This is a genomic window from Bilifractor sp. LCP21S3_F8, from assembly GCF_052117805.1.
Taxonomy (GTDB): Bacteria; Bacillota; Clostridia; order Lachnospirales; family Lachnospiraceae; genus Bilifractor.
The window spans coordinates 1-16950 of the sequence record NZ_JBQKIK010000016.1 but is presented as its reverse complement, the minus strand read 5'-3'; the positions used below and the strand labels follow the sequence as shown (position 1 = coordinate 16950).

Here is a 16950-nt window from a genome sequence, read left to right as displayed (position 1 = left end):
GGCTCAGAGGATGGGCAGCCATGATCTGACTGGAAATTCAGCCGGACATACGCTATGGCTGCAAATTCAGACGGACTCAGGCGCCGAGGAGCAACGGAAGGGTGAGCTTGGCCAGTCCGAGGAAGATAAAGAATCCAAGAACATCGGTCGCCGTCGTCACGAAAATTGAGGACGCAACGGCCGGATCCGCATGGATTTTATCCAGCACAACAGGAACCAGGAAGCCGAAGACACCCGCGACGATCATATTCCCGATCATGGCGATGAACACAATCACTCCAAGATAGAAATTTCCATAGATCAACCAGACAATCACGCCTGTCACAAGACCATTGGCGGCACCGTTGATAATGCCAAGCAGTATTTCCTTAAAGAACCCTTTCATCGCCTCCGCGAACGTTATCTTGTTATGCGAGAGCTCACGGACCAGGACGGACATTGTCTGCGTACCGGCGTTGCCTCCCATTCCGGATACAATCGTCATGATCGCAGAAAGAGCGACAACCTTATTGATGGTGCTCTCGAATGCCTTTACCGTGAACGAAGCGAGAAATGCCGTCGCAAGGTTGATCAGGAGCCACGGAAGCCGGAAACGAATCGACTGCCCGAGGGAGGTCTTGAGGCTTTCCTCCGAGCTTACACCGGCCATCTGAAGCATATCCTCGTCATGCTCCTGAATGATGACGTCGATGACATCATCTACGGTGATGATTCCGAGAAGCTGTTTCTTCGCGCTGACAACCGGAATTGCCTGCAGATCGTATCGGGATACCAGTTTTGCGACTTCCTCCTGATCGACCTCAGGAGTGACATAGATCACATTGTCATGCATGATATCACGGATCAGCTTTGACCCGGGACTCGACAGGAGATCCCGCAGATCGACGGTTCCCGTCAGGCGATGTGTCCGGTCCGTCACGTAAATAATCTCGATAACCTCGGTCTTTGGCCCGATCTCATGAATCTTGTGAATGCCCTCGGATACCGTCAGATTCTCATTCAGAGCCAGGTAAGCCGTGGACATCAGGCCTCCGGCCGATTCCTCCGGATACTGGAGAAGGTTTGTGATGATCTTCCGGTCATCCGCCTTCATCAGGTTAAGAACCTCTTTTCTTCTGCCGGTAGGGAAATCTCCCAGCATATCTACGATATCATCCTTCTGCATATCCGCGAACATATCGAGAAGCGCATGATTATCCAGAGTTTTCGCAAGACGGATCCGCATCTCATCGCTGGACTCCTCCATCAGCGCAGTTCTGTTCTCATCATTCAGAAGCTGCATGACCTTTGGAATTTCCTCGTCCTCGAGTGCTTCCACGATCTGTGCGAAGTCAATGGCTTCCATATCGCTGAAAATCTCATTCAGCTTCTTGCTGTCGCCATCCTTTATACACGCCTCGACCATTTCCTTCCGGTCTTCCAGCTCCTCTGTATTTATCATCTCATTCAATGAAATCACCTCCCGACGAAAGTTCTTCGAAAATGCAGACAGGATCACCGCAGGCGCAGGAATACACGTATGCGGAAGCTTAGCGCACTTATCGTCGTTTTTTCGAACATACCGATAATATCATAATCCGCGGCGGGATGCCACCGCACGGTTCGATGAATCCGTTCTTTTTTGCACCATTAACATTCCTTCACCTCCTGTTAACAATCCTCCGGCTCACTGTTCGCGTAAACGAGATAAAACACGCTGCGCGAGTTTTATCTCGCTATCGCGACGCTCGCCGCACACGAATACTTCGCATTCGGCTGCGGCTCACTGTTCGCGTAAATTCGAAAAGCGGCAGGAGACATTTCTGCCTTCCTGCCGCTTTCACAGATCTCTCTGCTATATCGTGATAATTTTTTCTTAATGTATCAATGTATCTCAGAAGCATTCCGGTCTTTGGGATTCCCGGGAATACCGGTCCTTACCTCAGACTTCCTTGTAGTCAGCGTCTACGACATCATCGCCGCCGTTATTGCCTGCGCTGCTTCCGCCCTGAGCGCCGCCCTGCGGGCCTGCGCCTGCGCCCGGATTCGGGCCGCCCTGGTTCTGCTGCATGTTCTCGTACATCTTCGTGAACAGAGCCTGTGAAGAATTCATCAGTTTCTCCTTCGCCGCCTTGATGTCCGTTACCTGCGCGTCGGTCAGGCTCCCGTCTGCCGGAGCCTTCGCGAGCAGATCCTTCAGTGCGTTCAGGTCTGCCTCAACGCCGCTCTTCTGATCCGCCGGCACCTTGTCGCCGACTTCCTTCAAAGCTTTCTCTACCTGGAATACCGTCGAATCCGCTTCATTCTTCGTGTCTACGGCTTCCTTTCTCTTCTTGTCCTCAGCCTCGTACTGCGCTGCCTCTTTGACTGCCTTATCGATCTCAGCATCGCTCATGCTCGATCCGGAAGTGATCGTGATGTGCTGCTCCTTGCCGGTTCCGAGATCCTTTGCGGATACGTTTACAATGCCGTTCGCGTCGATATCGAAGGTTACCTCGATCTGCGGAACGCCACGCATTGCCGGCGGGATTCCGTCCAGACGGAACTGTCCGAGGGACTTATTGTCTCTGGCGAACTTACGCTCACCCTGTACGACGTTGATATCCACTGCAGTCTGATTGTCCGCAGCCGTGGAGAAGATCTGGCTCTTCTTCGTCGGAATTGTCGTGTTTCTCGGAATCAGCGGTGTCGCGATTCCTCCCATGGTCTCGATGGAAAGTGTCAGCGGTGTGACATCGAGCAGAAGCACGTCTCCGGCTCCAGCATCTCCGGCCAGCTTGCCTCCCTGAATCGATGCGCCGATTGCCACGCACTCATCCGGGTTCAGGTTCTTGCTCGGCTCATGTCCGGTCAGCTGTCTTACCTTGTCCTGTACCGCCGGGATACGTGTGGAACCGCCGACCAGAAGAACCTTCGCAAGGTCAGATGCGGTAAGTCCCGCGTCGTTCAGAGCGGTTCTTACCGGCTCTGCGGTCGCCTCCACAAGATCTGCGGTCAGCTCGTCGAATTTTGCCTTTGTCAGGTTGAGATCCAGATGCTTTGCGCCGTCCGCCGTAGCGGTGATGAACGGAAGGTTGATGTTCGTGGTGGTCGCGCTCGAAAGCTCGATCTTTGCCTTCTCTGCCGCCTCACGGATTCTCTGCATCGCCATCTTGTCGCCGGAGAGGTCGATGCCCTCCTGCTTCTTGAATTCACTTACGATATAATCGGCAACTCTCTTATCAAAGTCGTCGCCGCCCAGATGGTTATTGCCGGCGGTAGCCAGTACCTCGATGACTCCATCGCCGATCTCGATGATGGACACATCGAAGGTGCCGCCGCCGAGATCGTATACCATAACCTTCTGCTCTTTCTCATTGTCCAGGCCGTAAGCCAGCGCCGCCGCTGTCGGCTCGTTGATGATACGCTTTACATCAAGTCCGGCGATCTTGCCGGCGTCCTTTGTCGCCTGACGCTGTGCGTCATTGAAATATGCCGGGCAGGTGATGACGGCCTCTGTGACCTTTTCTCCCAGATAGCCTTCCGCGTCGCTCTTCAGCTTCTGCAGAATCATCGCGGAGATCTCCTGCGGAGTGTAGCTCTTGCCGTCAATGGTGACTCTGTAATCGGAGCCCATGTGACGCTTGATCGATGAAATCGTGTGATCGGCGTTTGTAACTGCCTGACGCTTTGCCGGTTCGCCTACCAGACGCTCTCCTGTCTTTGTGAACGCGACAACGGACGGAGTCGTACGGCTTCCTTCCGCGTTCGCGATAACGGTGGGTTTTCCACCTTCCATAACGGCTACACAGCTGTTTGTTGTACCAAGGTCAATACCAATGATTTTTCCCATAATCTATTTCCTCCTTTTCGGATGAAGCATCCTCCGCACCGGAAAATCATCTGATCGGTTTCCTGCGGATTTCTTCTGATGTCTGATTCTTATTTGCGGCTTGTTAGCACTCATCATGTACGAGTGCTAACGCTTACAATCCTTATAGTACCACGGAATTTCCGGATGTCAACTCTTATTTTTTCAAATTTTAAATTTTACCAAAATAATATTTTGTGACGATTCAGCACTCCTGTCTCAAGAACCTGTGGTTCTCCCGATGTGAGAAGTCCGGCAGTCTTCGGCTCCGGGGCACCTTATCATTTCAGCCGCAAAGGAGTCCACAAACGGTTTTTACCGCTTACGTTTACCGCTTGCAATAGTGATGCCAAAAAGCTGAAATCCGTGAAAATGCTAGATATTTGCTAGATGAAAAAAGAAAAGATCCCCGGGAATCCTTATTTTTAAAGGCTTTCCGGGGATTTATATGATGCTGGTGGTCGGACTCGAACCGACACGGTGTGTAAGCACCGAGGGATTTTAAGTCCCTTGCGTCTACCTATTCCGCCACACCAGCCTGTGTTAAACAACACAAGAAATTATATAGTAATTTTTATGAGATTGCAAGTTATATTATTGTATAAGTCCAGTCGCAATGTTCTTGGCCCACGGGGAGCTTGCTCACCAGTGGGCAAGAACATTAGCGACGACAACAGGTATGAGCATGGAGCGGTGCGAAGCAACGCGGGAATGCGAATATGCGCGGGCAGTGAGCCACATCCGCTCACACAAAGTGTGAAGCGGTGGGGCGAACGCCGCGACAGACCGACGAAGTCGGTCACCTGTTAGCGGCACGGAAGCTGCGAAGCAGCGAAGTGACGCGGGGACTTATACAGTGTGTGGTGCCCCCAAAAAATCCGTTTCGCACATCCCTTCGCCTCAGAAAATACAGGAGATCAGCGTCAGGATTGCCAGTCCTCCCTGCATCAGAATGATCTTCGGGTTGCTCGTCACGCTTCCATACAGCGCGACCGCAACAATATAGACCATCAGGCAGATCACAGCTGCCTTGCTGGCAAACGCAAAAACAGCCAGCAGGATCAGCACGGCGATCAGGCCGTTGTAAACGCCCTGGTTCTTAAACAGAACCGAGACATTTTTCTGCTTGAGTTCGTCTGTCGTCATGCCGAACACCTTCGAAGTCTTTTCAGAGCTTGTCGCAATTGTTTCCAGATAAAAGATATATAAAAATTCAAGCGCTACCAGTACAGATAAAATTTTTGTTACAATATTCATAGTTATCCTTTCTCGCATCAATTCCAGGGAGCAGATACAGTTCCCCTTGCCTTGAAGCACCAGCCCGGGGCAACTGCACTTCCCCTTACTCTGAAACGCCGGCCCGGGGGCAACTGCACTTCCCCTTGCTTTGAAGCCCCGGCCCGGAACTTCAGCGGCGTGCCTTTCTCTTCAGATCATAGATCGCGACATCATCCGGATTTTCGCTTTTGTGTGCGAACACCAGCGCGCCGGAGGCAGGAATCGTCGTCTTGAGGACGCCGGCTTCCACGGGAACCTCTTCCGTATCCCCAGAGCAGCCATCCCTGTCGCATCGGAAAATTCGCGTCAGACTGTCCTTGTGCGCATACCGGTTCAGCCCTGCCGGCCACACAACAACTTCCATATAATAATCCTCCTGCCGGTTATTCACCAGAACAATGATCTGCTCCTCCTCATTGAACCTTCCGTATGCCAGAACATTGTAATCCTTGTACAGAAGCTTCAGCGATCCAGTCCGCAGGGCTGTATGATTCCTGTGTACCGCAATAATCCCCTGATAGAATCGGATCAGATCCTCGTTTTCCCTGCCCCAGGGATAGGTCCGGCGGTTATCCGGATCTGTGAATCCGCAGACACCCGCTTCATCGCCATAATACACGGTGGGCGCTCCCGGCCATGTCATCTGGATCACGACAGCGGTCCGCAGCACAGAAATATCGATGTCCTCTTCCGCCGCCCTGGTTCCGAGGTTCTGCACACGGCCGACCTTGTGATTCGTCCTGGTCAGAAATCTGGAATGATCATGGTTATCCAGTTCATTCATCGCCACCAGCAGCGAGGGCATGGTGAACGAGGCCATGTGATAACGCATAGCGTCCTCAAAGCTGTCCGCGTTGCCCAGGAGATCCTCCCTGTATGAGTCGCTGTGCTTCTCCATCCCTGTGAGGAACCATGATACCGGCTCCATGAACGCATCGTAGTTCATGACGGTGTCCCATTCATCACCCTTCAGCCAGGAACCCGCATCCCCGTAATGCTCCGCCAGTATGATGGCATCCGGATTCGCCTCCTTGACCTTCTGGCGGAATTTTTTCCAGAACTGATGGTTAAATTCCGAGGAATGCCCCAGATCAGCCGCCACGTCAAGTCTCCATCCGTCAGCGCTGAACGGCGGCGACACCCACTTACCGGCGATCCGGAGAATATCCTCCTGCAGCCTGATGGAATCCTCATAATTCAGCTTCGGCAGCGTATCATGGCCCCACCACCCGTCATAATGGGAATTATACGGCCAGACAGAGCCACGCTGGAAATCAAAATAGTCGTGATAGGGGCTGTCCTCCGAGATATAGGCACCCGGCTCGAATCCCGGCCTGCCCTCGTAGATTCTCTCCCGGTCCATCCATTTATTGAAGGATCCACAGTGATTGAAGACACCGTCGATGATCACGCGAATGTTCCTGGCGTGCGCCTCTGCAATGAGCCTGGCAAACAGCTGGTTTCCCGCTTCCAGGTTCTCATGATCCGTCACACGGCTGATGTAGAGGCCCGCGTGTGTGTTGTCATGGTCCCCGGGCTCAAGAAGGTCTCCCGACTGTCTGACAATCTTCCCCAGATGAGGGTCCACATAATCATAATCCTGCGTATCATACTTGTGATTGGACGCAGACACAAAGACCGGATTCAGATAGATTGCCTCCACGCCGAGCTTCTCCAGATAATCCAGCTTGTCGATGATTCCCTGAAGATCTCCTCCGTAGAAATTTCTCACGTCCATATCTGCCGGGGGCTGATTCCAGTCCTCAATTCTCTGTACATGCTCGTTGATATAGCTGTATTCATCGGTGAGAACGTCATTCGAGGTATCGCCGTTCCGGAACCTGTCCGGATAGATCTGGTACATGACGCATCCCTTCGCCCAGTCCGGCGTATGGAATCCCGGAATGATCCGGAACAGATAATCCGACGGCGCCTCTCTCAGCACACCGAGCTTACTGTAAAAGCAGGTATTGTTTCCTGCCACGATCTCAAAATAATACGAAAAAATCTCGTTCCGGATTTTGATCTGAATGCTGAAAAAATCAAACCCGTCGCGGCACTCCTGAAAGTGCATCCGCATTCTGGCGTCGCCATGGTGAAGATATACCGCATCCGCGTTATTTCTCGCCGTCCGGAACCGGATCGTCACCAGATCTCCAGGCTGCGGCTCCATCGGCTTCTGAAACATCTCTGTCTCATCACTGTAGAGCGCATTCTTCTTTAAAAGAGGCCGCATTCGTAGCGCATATTCAATTTCTCTGTCCAGATCATCCATGCCGATTTCCTCTTTCATTCTTCATTATTCATATGTAAAAAGGCAGCCTTATTCAGGCTGCCTTTTTGGAGAAGGTATTTCTCTTATGGGGTGTAGCAAAAACTATATAATGTATTGGGGGGTTTTTACGGTTATTATAGTAACACGGGTCCCTCCAAAAGTCTGCACAAAGTTAACAAATTTTGTTGTTCAGTTTTGTGCACCATTCACAATTATGATTCTGCAGCTCCATCTGCCGCAGCTTTTGCTTCCTCTTCAAAAATAGCCTCAAATTCTTTGCGGTTTAATTTTTCCTTTTCCATCAGCTGTTTCGCGCACTCATCCAGAACAAATCTGTGCTTCTCAATGATCTCGCGGGCTCTGCTGTGGCAGTTCTCGATGATTTCCTTGACTTCCTCGTCGATCGCAGCAGCGACGTTTTCACTGTAGGACTTCGTGTGACCCCAGTCTCTTCCAATAAATACTTCATTGCTGTCGCCCTGGTCATAGTTTACCAGACCCAGCTTGGGAGACATGCCGTATTTTGTGATCATGGCCCTTGCCGTCGCCGTCGCCTGCTTGATATCCTGGGATGCTCCGGTCGTGATATCGTCAAATACCATCTCCTCGGCCGCGCGTCCGCCCAGATCCACAATGATCTGCTGGATCATCTTGCCCTTGGTCATGAACATTTCATCGTTTTCCGGCTGCGGCATGGTATATCCGGCCGCGCCTGGCCCCGTGGGAATAATAGAAATCGTGTATACCGGTTCCATCAGATCCAGAACATGGAACAGAATGGCATGTCCGGTCTCATGGTAGGCAGTGATTTTCTTCTCCTTCTCGGAAATCACACGGCTTTTCTTCTCTGTGCCGATACCGACCTTGATGAAGGCATCCTTGATATCCTCCTGGCGGACATACGCCCTGGAGTCGCGCGCGGCATGAATTGCCGCCTCGTTCAAAAGATTCTCCAGATCCGCACCGGTGAATCCCGCTGTCGTCTGCGCGATCTGCTTCAGATCGATATCATCGCCGAGCGGTTTGTTCTTCGCGTGAACCTTCAGGATTTCCTCTCTTCCTCTGATATCCGGCGGGCTTACTACAACCTTCCGGTCAAAACGTCCCGGACGCAGAATGGCCGGATCGAGAATATCCACACGGTTCGTGGCTGCCATCACGATAATTCCCTCGTTGACGCCGAATCCGTCCATCTCGACCAGAAGCTGGTTGAGGGTCTGCTCCCTCTCGTCATGTCCGCCGCCCATTCCGGTTCCACGGCGTCTGCCGACCGCGTCGATCTCATCAATGAAAACGATACACGGCGCGTTCTTTTTTGCCTCGGAAAAAAGATCTCTTACCCTGGAGGCTCCGACGCCAACAAACATCTCCACAAAATCCGAGCCCGAGATGCTGAAGAACGGAACACCGGCTTCCCCGGCAACCGCCTTCGCCAGCAGCGTCTTTCCCGTTCCGGGAGGCCCCACGAGGATGACACCCTTCGGAATCCGCGCTCCAACTTTCGTATATTTCGAAGGATTCTTGAGGAAATCCACGATTTCCACCAGATCCTCCTTCTCTTCCTCAAGCCCGGCTACGTCTGCAAAGCGAACCTTGCTCTCCTTGCCGTTTGTCATCGACGCATGGCTCTTGCCGAAATCCATCATCCGGCTGTTGGCGTTACCAGCGCCTCCCGCGGATCTTGCGAGGAATCCCGCCAGGATAACCACCAGAAGAACACCCAGAAGAAACGGAATGAGAATCGTGCTCCATTCTCCGGACCGGGAAACGTCAGACACCGTATAACTGATGTCATGATCTTCCAGCTCCTGAATCGCATCGTTGACATCCGTGACGTTCACCACATATTCCGTTCCATCCCGCAGGGTGAACGAAACCTTGCCTGTGGGCACCTCGGCGTTCTGGCTGATCTCTGCCCGGCTGATCTCGCCGTCCTTCAGATATTTCTCATATGCCGATGCGCTGACCGCGCGGTTTGACTGCATGAGAGTCGGTATAATCAGGAAAAAAGCGATGATCACGGCCATGATGATCAGATACACCGCCATCCCTCTTCTGTTGTTCGTTCTGTTCAAAGTCTTCTGCTCCTTACTCTGCCGTACTATCTCGTTATCGCGATGCCCGCGCCAATTACCCCGGGCTGTTATTCTTCATGCGCAAAAATCGTCATCTCGTTATCGCGATGCCCGCGTCTATTACCGGGCGTCCTCGTCATCAAAAGAAATGACGCCAATGTACGGAAGATTTCTGTATCTCTGATCGTAGTCAAGTCCGAATCCGACGACAAAATTGTCCGGAATCCGGAAACCGGAGTACTCCACATTCACATCCGGCACGACGCGCCGCTCCGGCTTGTCGAGAAGCGTGCACAGACGAATGCTGTTCGGCTTTCTCTTCTTGAAAATCTGCAGGAGATAGCTCAGCGTTCTTCCGGAATCAATAATGTCCTCCACAATCAGCACATCCTTGCCCTCTATGCTCTGGTCCAGATCCTTCACAATCTTCACAATCCCGCTGGAAGAGGTTCCCCCGCCGTAGCTGGAAACCGACATGAAGTCCATGGTCACCGGGACGGTGATCTTCTTCGCCAGATCACACATGAATACCACTCCGCCCTTCAGGACGCAGATCATGGTGATCGTCCTGCCCTCATAGTCCCTGCTGATCTGCGCGCCCAGCTCGGCAACTCTCTGCTGTACCTTCTCCTCCGGAATCAAAACCGATACCTTCTCGCTCATTCGAAAATCCTCCTATATAAAATTATCATTATCACAATATTTCCCGCTTTATCCGGACAGCCGTCTCATGCCTTTTCCCGGACTGTCGTCTCATGCCTTTTCCCGGACTGTCGTCTCGTGCCCTCCCGGACAGCCGTTTGCCTTTTGCTTTTTCCGGACAATCGTCTGCTTTCCGGACTTTTCTTCGTCCGTCCGGCTTCCTCATTGGCATGTCATCTCCTCCGCGGTGATCTCCAGGATATTCTTTGTTTTGTCTGTTATCCTGCAGTCCCCGCTGATTCTTCCTCCGACCACCCAGAAAATCCGCTGGCCGGATGCCAGAAGAGGAATTCCTCCGCGTTCATCCCGCGGGATTTTTTCATTTATAAAATAATCCTTCAGCTTCTTGGTCTGCCCGGTATCCGTGACGACGATCCGGTCGCCGGCAAGCCGTGTTCGGAATACGATATTGTTTCCTATTTTATCATAGTCGAAGTACTTCGTATACCGATTTAGCGGTATTTTCTTTTCTGCGCCCGGGTATCCCCGCATTTGCCTGCAGGTAAACCTCCATCCTCTGAAAAAAAATGTCCCTTCTCCCGTCACCGGTACAGCTGCGCTCTGCGCAAGATCTGCGTCCCCGCGCACAAGGCGGATTCCATCGTATCGCCGCACCGCGCGGACCCCGTAAGGAAGATCCACTCCCTTTCCCGCGGACATGCCGAACAGCTCGCGGAGCTGCTGCAGTTGCTCACGCCCGAGGTCCTTTTTTCTTCCGGACACCATCTCCAGAGCATCCATCAGAATATAGCGCTGTATAACCTCTGCTTCCTGCATCACCGCGTCCTTCAGAAAAACAATGACGCCGCCATCGCTGTTCGAACCCACCTCCACCAGTTCGGATTCCCGCTTTCGCGCTTCCGCATGAAGGTATTCATCCGCCTCTGCCGCATCCTCGGCCAGCTCACGAATGTGACGCACTGCCTCCGGATTCAGATGCTCTTCCAGATACGGAATCACCCTTTGTCTCAGACAGTTCCTGCTGTATTCTTCATCCAGGTTCGTCGCGTCGGTCCGCCAGCAGATGTTCTGTTCCTGAAGCCACTCCTCAATCTCCCATCTGCGTACAAACAAGAGAGGATGTATCACCGTCAGTTCTTCCCTACGCGCGTCTTCCCACGCAACACGATTGCCGGGGCTGTGACTGCTACTGGCGGTCGGTCCTTTCGTACGCGCATCTTCCCACATGTCACGATTGTCGCGGCTGTAGCCGCTACTGCTGGTCGGTCCTTCCGCGTCTACCTCTTCCCATGCACCACCGATCCTGCTGACCGGACGGATGCCTGCGAGCCCTGCCAGAGAACTTCCGCGAACAGCCTGAAAGAGTGCGGTTTCCGCGAGATCATTTGCGTGATGCGCCAGCGCGATCTTCACTCCTTCTGCCGCACCCCCGCGACCGCGGACTTCTGTTACCCTTCTTCGTTTCGGATTATCTGCACGCTCACCTGTCTCTTCCGATAAGAATAGCCTCTCCGCCTTACACAGAGCATCCCGGAACGCCTGCTGCCGCAGAAGCCGCCCCGTCTCCTCAAGTCCCCTCTTTTCCTGCCTCGCGATTTCCGTGACTGGAAAAGAATATACATACAGAGGGATCTTTCTTTCACGGCAGATCGTTCTCACATATTCCTCATCCGCATCCGCGTCCGCGCCTCTGATGTTGTGATTCACATGCACAGCCGCCAGATGGAAACTTCTCTTCTCCCTTAGAGCGTTCAGAACCAGAAGGAGACAGACGGAATCCGCACCGCCGGAAACACCGGCAATCACCACATCTCCCTCATCGATCATATGGAATCTGCGGATATAAGCATCCGCCTCTTTTATCAGATCCATCTGTTCACTCCCGATCCGCCGTCATTGAAAAAACCATATCCTCAAAATCGGATATCGCATCCCCTAATATCCGCCTTTCTTCTTTTCATCACTGAAAAAAACATATCCTCAGAATCAGATATTGCATCCCGTAATGTCCGGCTTTCTTCTTTTCATCACTGAAAAAAGCCATATCCTCAGAATCGGATATGGCTCCCGGTTGTTTCATCAGTCTCCGGCACCACTGTATGCTGTATCTCCGCCGGCATTCTCTGTCCCGGATTCCTTTTCTTCCGAAGATGCAGAAGATGACGACGTAGAAGAATCTGAAGAAGCGGATGTATCACCCTTCGTTCCGGCTGTATCCGATTCCCGGAAGATGATCTCTCCATCCTTGATCAGCCCCAGCTTGTCCTTCGCTACCTGTTCCTTGTAAGAATCGCTCTGTATATATTCCGACTCGCTGCGGATTTCCTCCGTGCGCTTCTCTTCTGCCGCAGTCTCCTTCTTGAGCTCTTCTATCTGTGTATTGCCTTCGGCGATTCTGCTGCTGAGCCTGGCGCTTCCCGCCATCAGTGCGATCATCAGCGCGATCACCACTGCAATGATACACAACATTGTTTTCTTATTCTGACGCATTCTGGTCCCCTGTCACAGAAATATATGGTATCCCGTTTGTGCCGCTTTCGCGTCACTTCAGAATGATATCCGCTTTCATCATACCGCTCCCCTAAAACCCCCAGGCGGTCCGCTTAACATTCCCTCGCCTGCCTTGCATACCGCAAAACCAGGGATAGTTACCAAAACCGCGGGCAGTCTGTTTAACACTTCCCTCACCGCAGGCCATCCGCATTTTCGAGGAGCTTATACGAAGTATAGCAGTCCGTTTTTGAAAAAGCAAGATTCCCACGGACACAGTCGTCAGACAGATTTCTGCGAACGCTGTTGTCAGACATACTCATAGGTCGACTGTGCGTCCTCCTTGCGGACGGTCTCCTGGACATTCAGCACGCGCACAGAAACCGTCTTCTCTCCGAAGAGGATATCAATTCTGTCACCAGCCTTTACCTCTGCGCTCGCTCTTGCCGTCTTCCCGTTCAGCAGGACACGCCCCGCATCACATGCTTCATTCGCGACGGTTCTCCGCTTGATCAGTCTCGACACTTTCAGATACTTGTCTAATCTCATGGCATTCCTTTCTGTCTTCTGCTATCCGGCTGCGTTTTCAAAGAAACTCAACCCGTATTAAAGAGTCATGCAGGCACTGCCCGAACGACAGGATGGGACTGCTGCATGGATCAGCCATGCCGCAGTCCCACCCTGTCATTTTGCCTGTATAACTCTCTGCAACGCGTCTTCAGCAGCTGTAACCAAAAATTCACAAACTTTTTGCTCCATCGTCATAAAGTGACGTATTATCGTTACTCTATGTGATTATGTTCGCTTATTGCGAAATGAACATTATATATTGATGCACTTTATCCGGCCTATGATAAAAATACATCTATGAAGTTGTTAAAGAACAATTTTTATTTTGTTCATTGGGAGCATTATACGTGATTCGCTTTGAATATTCAAGACATCAACATTTTTGTTTTCTTCGCCTCCGGACGGAAATGATTATGTCTCTCTTTTCACCTTCGATGCAGACGGCACCAGTGATGTTCTCTGCGGCCAGTACACGGGCTTTACTGCATCCCTGGCCTTTTTTGCTGCTGTTCAGCTTTCCGTCAAGCTTTACATCCTGTATGCATCTGATGAAGAGACTTGCCGCCCCCCTGGAAAAAGCTTCTCCTAGCTCTCATAAGGAATAATAGTATCTCCGTCTGCCTGCATCTCAACCGGGTCGGTATCATATTCTGTCCCGAACATATCCTCGATTTCATACATGTACAGGAAGAAACCGTCGCCCAGATCCTCATCCTCCATGACAACATCATCGGACCATGTCACCGCATCGGTGTAATACCAGATTTCCTCGTCTGTGTCGGCTTCATAAGTGGGAAGAAGGAAGACAACCTCATCTCCTTCCTCCAGCGGATGAATCCCCCTGCTTGTCATGGAATCTCCGCCTTCTTCCAGACCGTCGTAGGTGCCCAGTACCCGATAAGCTTCCTCCGTAAAATCATAGACGGCGCGCAGGTTGGTTTCTTCCCCGTTCACTTCTGCCGGAATGGAATAAAGATTATAATTGTCCGTTTCTTCTATCAGTTCTGCGTTTACCGGTTCTCCCCCGACGGTCATCCAGGTGCCCCGGAAGTTATCACGGAACTGCCCGCTCTCCCAGTCTGCCTCGATATCATTGTCTTCTCCCAGATAGACAAATTCGGAAGCTGCTCCGTCCTCAGATCCGTCTGTCTCATACCACAGAAGAAAATGTACCGATTTCACCGCATCCAGCCCGGAGGTGATAGAAAGATTCAGAAACCCGTCTTCATCCAGGCTCTGTTCATATTGAATATCGAAATCGCTGCCAGTTACCGGAACCAGGTCTGACAGCTGGCTCTGCAGCTCATCCCCGGTGCCTTCCGCGTCCTGTCCCGCAGACTGATAGGCGCTCCAGGCTTCTGTCCAGTCAACAGAATCATAATTATCTGTCACCGCCGCGATATACTGCAGGTAAGGGGTATTGTCCGAGTTCTGCACGTAACCGGAAAGCTCTTCCTCTGTGACGCTGATCGGATAAAAGACGGAAAGTCCGTTGGAATTTTCACGGCTCTGTCCGTGGGTCTCGTACACTACGGCATCTTCCACAGCAGACAGGAGCTCTGTTCCGTCGCTCTGGACATAATCCTGCGTATTTTCCACCAGATTCGCCATGTCCACCATGTTACAGTAGCCCTCGGATTCCGTGTTTCCTCCATATGACTCTGTCCTGTCCGCGGCCCCGGCCACATCGTTCAGTGTCCGGACATCGCCTGCCGCAAGAGCCATTCCCCCGGTGTAGTCATCAAAAGCGCTGTCCAGCATGCTGATCTTTGACAGATTGACAACGGAAAGCGTTGCCTCATCTTCGCAGTCCAGCCGGATGCACTTTTCCAGAAAGGAATCGCAGATCACTTTCCCCAGCTCATCGCCTTTTAAGGCGGAATTCTCGTCCAGTGCATTCAGGATGGCCGCGTAATCCCATCCTTCCCCCGGTTCTGTCTCCTCCGAGGCAACCAGATAATAGCCAGCGCCGTCCACGACCTTGGCCGTCTCCAGGCTAGCCATCAGACAGGCGTCAAACCCGATAAAATCAAAGGTACAGGAAGCACTCCCAAGAGCGGCCTCCAGTTCCTCCAGCGTCAGGTTGTCATTCTCATAGAGCTCGTCATAGCAGACGCCTTCCGCATTCCCGCCGCCATGATCCCAGAGGATCAGCCCGTAATGCTCGCTCGGGTACTGCGATACCCCCCAGCTGATAAAGTCGGCCAGTGTGGACGGGTCGCCCATAGACGCAGATTCCGCGCTGCCAACCTCATTCAGACTTCCGTCCCGGAGCTCGTAGCGGCCAAGTTCATCCGCATCAATCCCCTCCCAGTTCCATTCCGAGGATCCGCCTGTCTCCACAATGACATTGACATCATCCGGGACAGAGGCGCTGCACATTTCTTCGATGTTCATGGAGGCCATGGCTCCCTGGCTCTCCAGGTCGGAACCGCACAGATACAGGAGCAGCGTCCATCCGGGCTGGTCGCTTCCGGCCTGTCCCGCCTGGAATTCTGCCTCAGTCCCGTCTTCTTCCGATGCATCGGCTGCCCCGTTTTCTTGTGCAGCCACATTGTCAGAATAACCCTGTACGTCCTGAGCGCTCCTGTTCTCTTCCTGTCCGCAGCCGGTAAGTCCTGTCCCGGCGGCAAGCAGAGCTGCCATAAGCAGAGCTGCGTATCTTCTTTTCATGTTCTGACTCTCCTTTAGCAGAATCCCTTTATGTCTCCTTCCACCCGTCCGCGATGGAAAAAAGGTACTGCTCATAAGCACGCTTTGCGGCAAAAAAGTCCTGACTGGTGGTTGCAATGGCGGCTGTGACACGCCCGTCTGCCTTCCCCGGCTGTCCGAAAATCAGGATGGGAACAGCGCCCTCCTGAATACATCTGTATTTTCGCAGAATACGGCCCCGGAGTACAGTACGGAAAAGCGGCGGCTGTCGGCAAAATCGGTTCTTGACACAAATCGTTTTATGCTGTGTAATTTTTAGATTTAATATTTCTTTTCCCAAAACCGCGCCCGGACAAGAACCACCAGCGCAGTTCCTGCCAAAACCGCCCTGGTCATGGCATGAAGCCCCGGATCGTATCCTACAAAGATCCATGTCACAGGATCCGCGCACAGCTCTGCCAGAAGAAACATGATCAGATCCATGCTGCCGATGATAACCAGGCTCTTTCTGAATAGATTTTTCAGCTCTGCCTGGTTCTGGGCGCCATACTGATAGGAAACAATCGGGGCGCTTCCATTTGCATACCCCATCAGAATCGCCGCAAAAATAAACGCCATATACATGATTGCCCCATAAGCGGCAACGCCGTCTGCACCGGCAAGCTCCTGCCTTTTTTATCGCCTTTTCTATCATCTTTTCTATTGTCAAGTACCAATTTTGATTTTTTTTGTCGATAAGCTGTACTTTTTCACACGCCGCTGTTCATGCATAATGTGTTTAAAGATATTGCAGACAACACATCATCTTTCTTCCCTAAAAAGATGATAAGGCTTTTGGTGAAATGAGACAGATCCTGAAGCCATCGTCCCACGGCAAATCTAATAAATCCGGGAATTAGCCCACAATATCAGGAGGAGAAATTATGAAAAACAAACTTGTCACGATTCTTGTAACTGGTGTACTTTCCGTTTCCGTACTCGCCGGATGCGGGTCCGGCAGCAATGCGTCCAGCGCATCCAGCGCATCTGCAAGCTCCGGCAGCTATACAGAAGACGCAAGCAGCTATGCAGATTCCGGCAGCTATGAAGATGTTTCCGGTGACTCCGTTGCGTCCGCA

General features: G+C 52.1%; 11 protein-coding genes, 1 tRNA gene and 2 pseudogenes. 1 reads left to right on the top strand and 13 read right to left on the bottom strand.

What is annotated here, in order from left to right; all coding sequences use genetic code 11:
• Nucleotides 1-76: 76 nt before the first annotated feature.
• The 13 genes and pseudogenes from mgtE to ACTQ3A_RS08530 all read right to left on the bottom strand — a co-directional run.
• Complete coding sequence (gene mgtE / locus ACTQ3A_RS08590; protein WP_441494636.1) at nucleotides 77-1441, bottom strand: magnesium transporter; 1365 nt, start codon at nucleotides 1439-1441, stop codon at nucleotides 77-79.
• Between the two features lie 480 nt (nucleotides 1442-1921).
• Entirely contained in the window at nucleotides 1922-3811 is a 1890-nt protein-coding gene (dnaK, locus tag ACTQ3A_RS08585; RefSeq protein WP_441099879.1) for a molecular chaperone DnaK, read from the bottom strand.
• A 470-nt stretch (nucleotides 3812-4281) separates the two neighbouring features.
• Nucleotides 4282-4367 (bottom strand) — tRNA-Leu (locus ACTQ3A_RS08580).
• A gap of 362 nt (nucleotides 4368-4729) precedes the next feature.
• Complete coding sequence (locus ACTQ3A_RS08575; RefSeq protein WP_441494607.1) at nucleotides 4730-5086, bottom strand: DUF1304 domain-containing protein; 357 nt, start codon at nucleotides 5084-5086, stop codon at nucleotides 4730-4732.
• A gap of 151 nt (nucleotides 5087-5237) precedes the next feature.
• The gene (locus tag ACTQ3A_RS08570) at nucleotides 5238-7400 is read right to left on the bottom strand and encodes a glycoside hydrolase family 13 protein (protein WP_441495293.1); all 2163 of its coding nucleotides are present in this window, start codon (nucleotides 7398-7400) and stop codon (nucleotides 5238-5240) included.
• 194 nt (nucleotides 7401-7594) lie between these two features.
• Nucleotides 7595-9457 (bottom strand): ATP-dependent zinc metalloprotease FtsH, encoded by a 1863-nt coding sequence (ftsH, locus tag ACTQ3A_RS08565; protein WP_441494605.1) that lies wholly within the window; start codon nucleotides 9455-9457, stop codon nucleotides 7595-7597.
• A 120-nt stretch (nucleotides 9458-9577) separates the two neighbouring features.
• Nucleotides 9578-10120, bottom strand: coding sequence for a hypoxanthine phosphoribosyltransferase (gene hpt / locus ACTQ3A_RS08560; protein WP_441100478.1), 543 nt, complete (start codon nucleotides 10118-10120; stop codon nucleotides 9578-9580).
• Nucleotides 10121-10321: 201 nt separating this feature from the next.
• Nucleotides 10322-11992: a tRNA lysidine(34) synthetase TilS gene (gene tilS, locus ACTQ3A_RS08555; protein WP_441494604.1), complete on the bottom strand. Its 1671-nt coding sequence runs from the start codon at nucleotides 11990-11992 to the stop codon at nucleotides 10322-10324.
• 207 nt (nucleotides 11993-12199) lie between these two features.
• Nucleotides 12200-12589, bottom strand: a complete 390-nt coding sequence (locus ACTQ3A_RS08550; protein ID WP_441495292.1) for an FtsB family cell division protein — start codon at nucleotides 12587-12589, stop codon at nucleotides 12200-12202.
• A 330-nt stretch (nucleotides 12590-12919) separates the two neighbouring features.
• Nucleotides 12920-13159 carry an RNA-binding S4 domain-containing protein gene (locus ACTQ3A_RS08545; RefSeq protein ID WP_441100474.1) on the bottom strand — a complete coding sequence of 80 codons (240 nt, stop codon included), beginning with the start codon at nucleotides 13157-13159 and terminating at the stop codon, nucleotides 12920-12922.
• Nucleotides 13160-13765: 606 nt separating this feature from the next.
• Complete coding sequence (locus ACTQ3A_RS08540) at nucleotides 13766-15853, bottom strand: clostripain-related cysteine peptidase (RefSeq protein ID WP_441100473.1); 2088 nt, start codon at nucleotides 15851-15853, stop codon at nucleotides 13766-13768.
• Between the two features lie 28 nt (nucleotides 15854-15881).
• Nucleotides 15882-16172, bottom strand: coding sequence for a hypothetical protein (locus tag ACTQ3A_RS08535; protein ID WP_441495291.1), 291 nt, complete (start codon nucleotides 16170-16172; stop codon nucleotides 15882-15884).
• Nucleotides 16154-16483, bottom strand: a pseudogene (locus ACTQ3A_RS08530) (MATE family efflux transporter); the annotation flags it as partial. The pseudogene ACTQ3A_RS08530 and the gene ACTQ3A_RS08535, both read right to left, overlap by 19 nt.
• Nucleotides 16484-16755: 272 nt before the next feature.
• Here ACTQ3A_RS08530 and ACTQ3A_RS08525 point away from each other — a divergent pair.
• Nucleotides 16756-16950, top strand: a pseudogene (locus tag ACTQ3A_RS08525) (hypothetical protein); the annotation flags it as partial.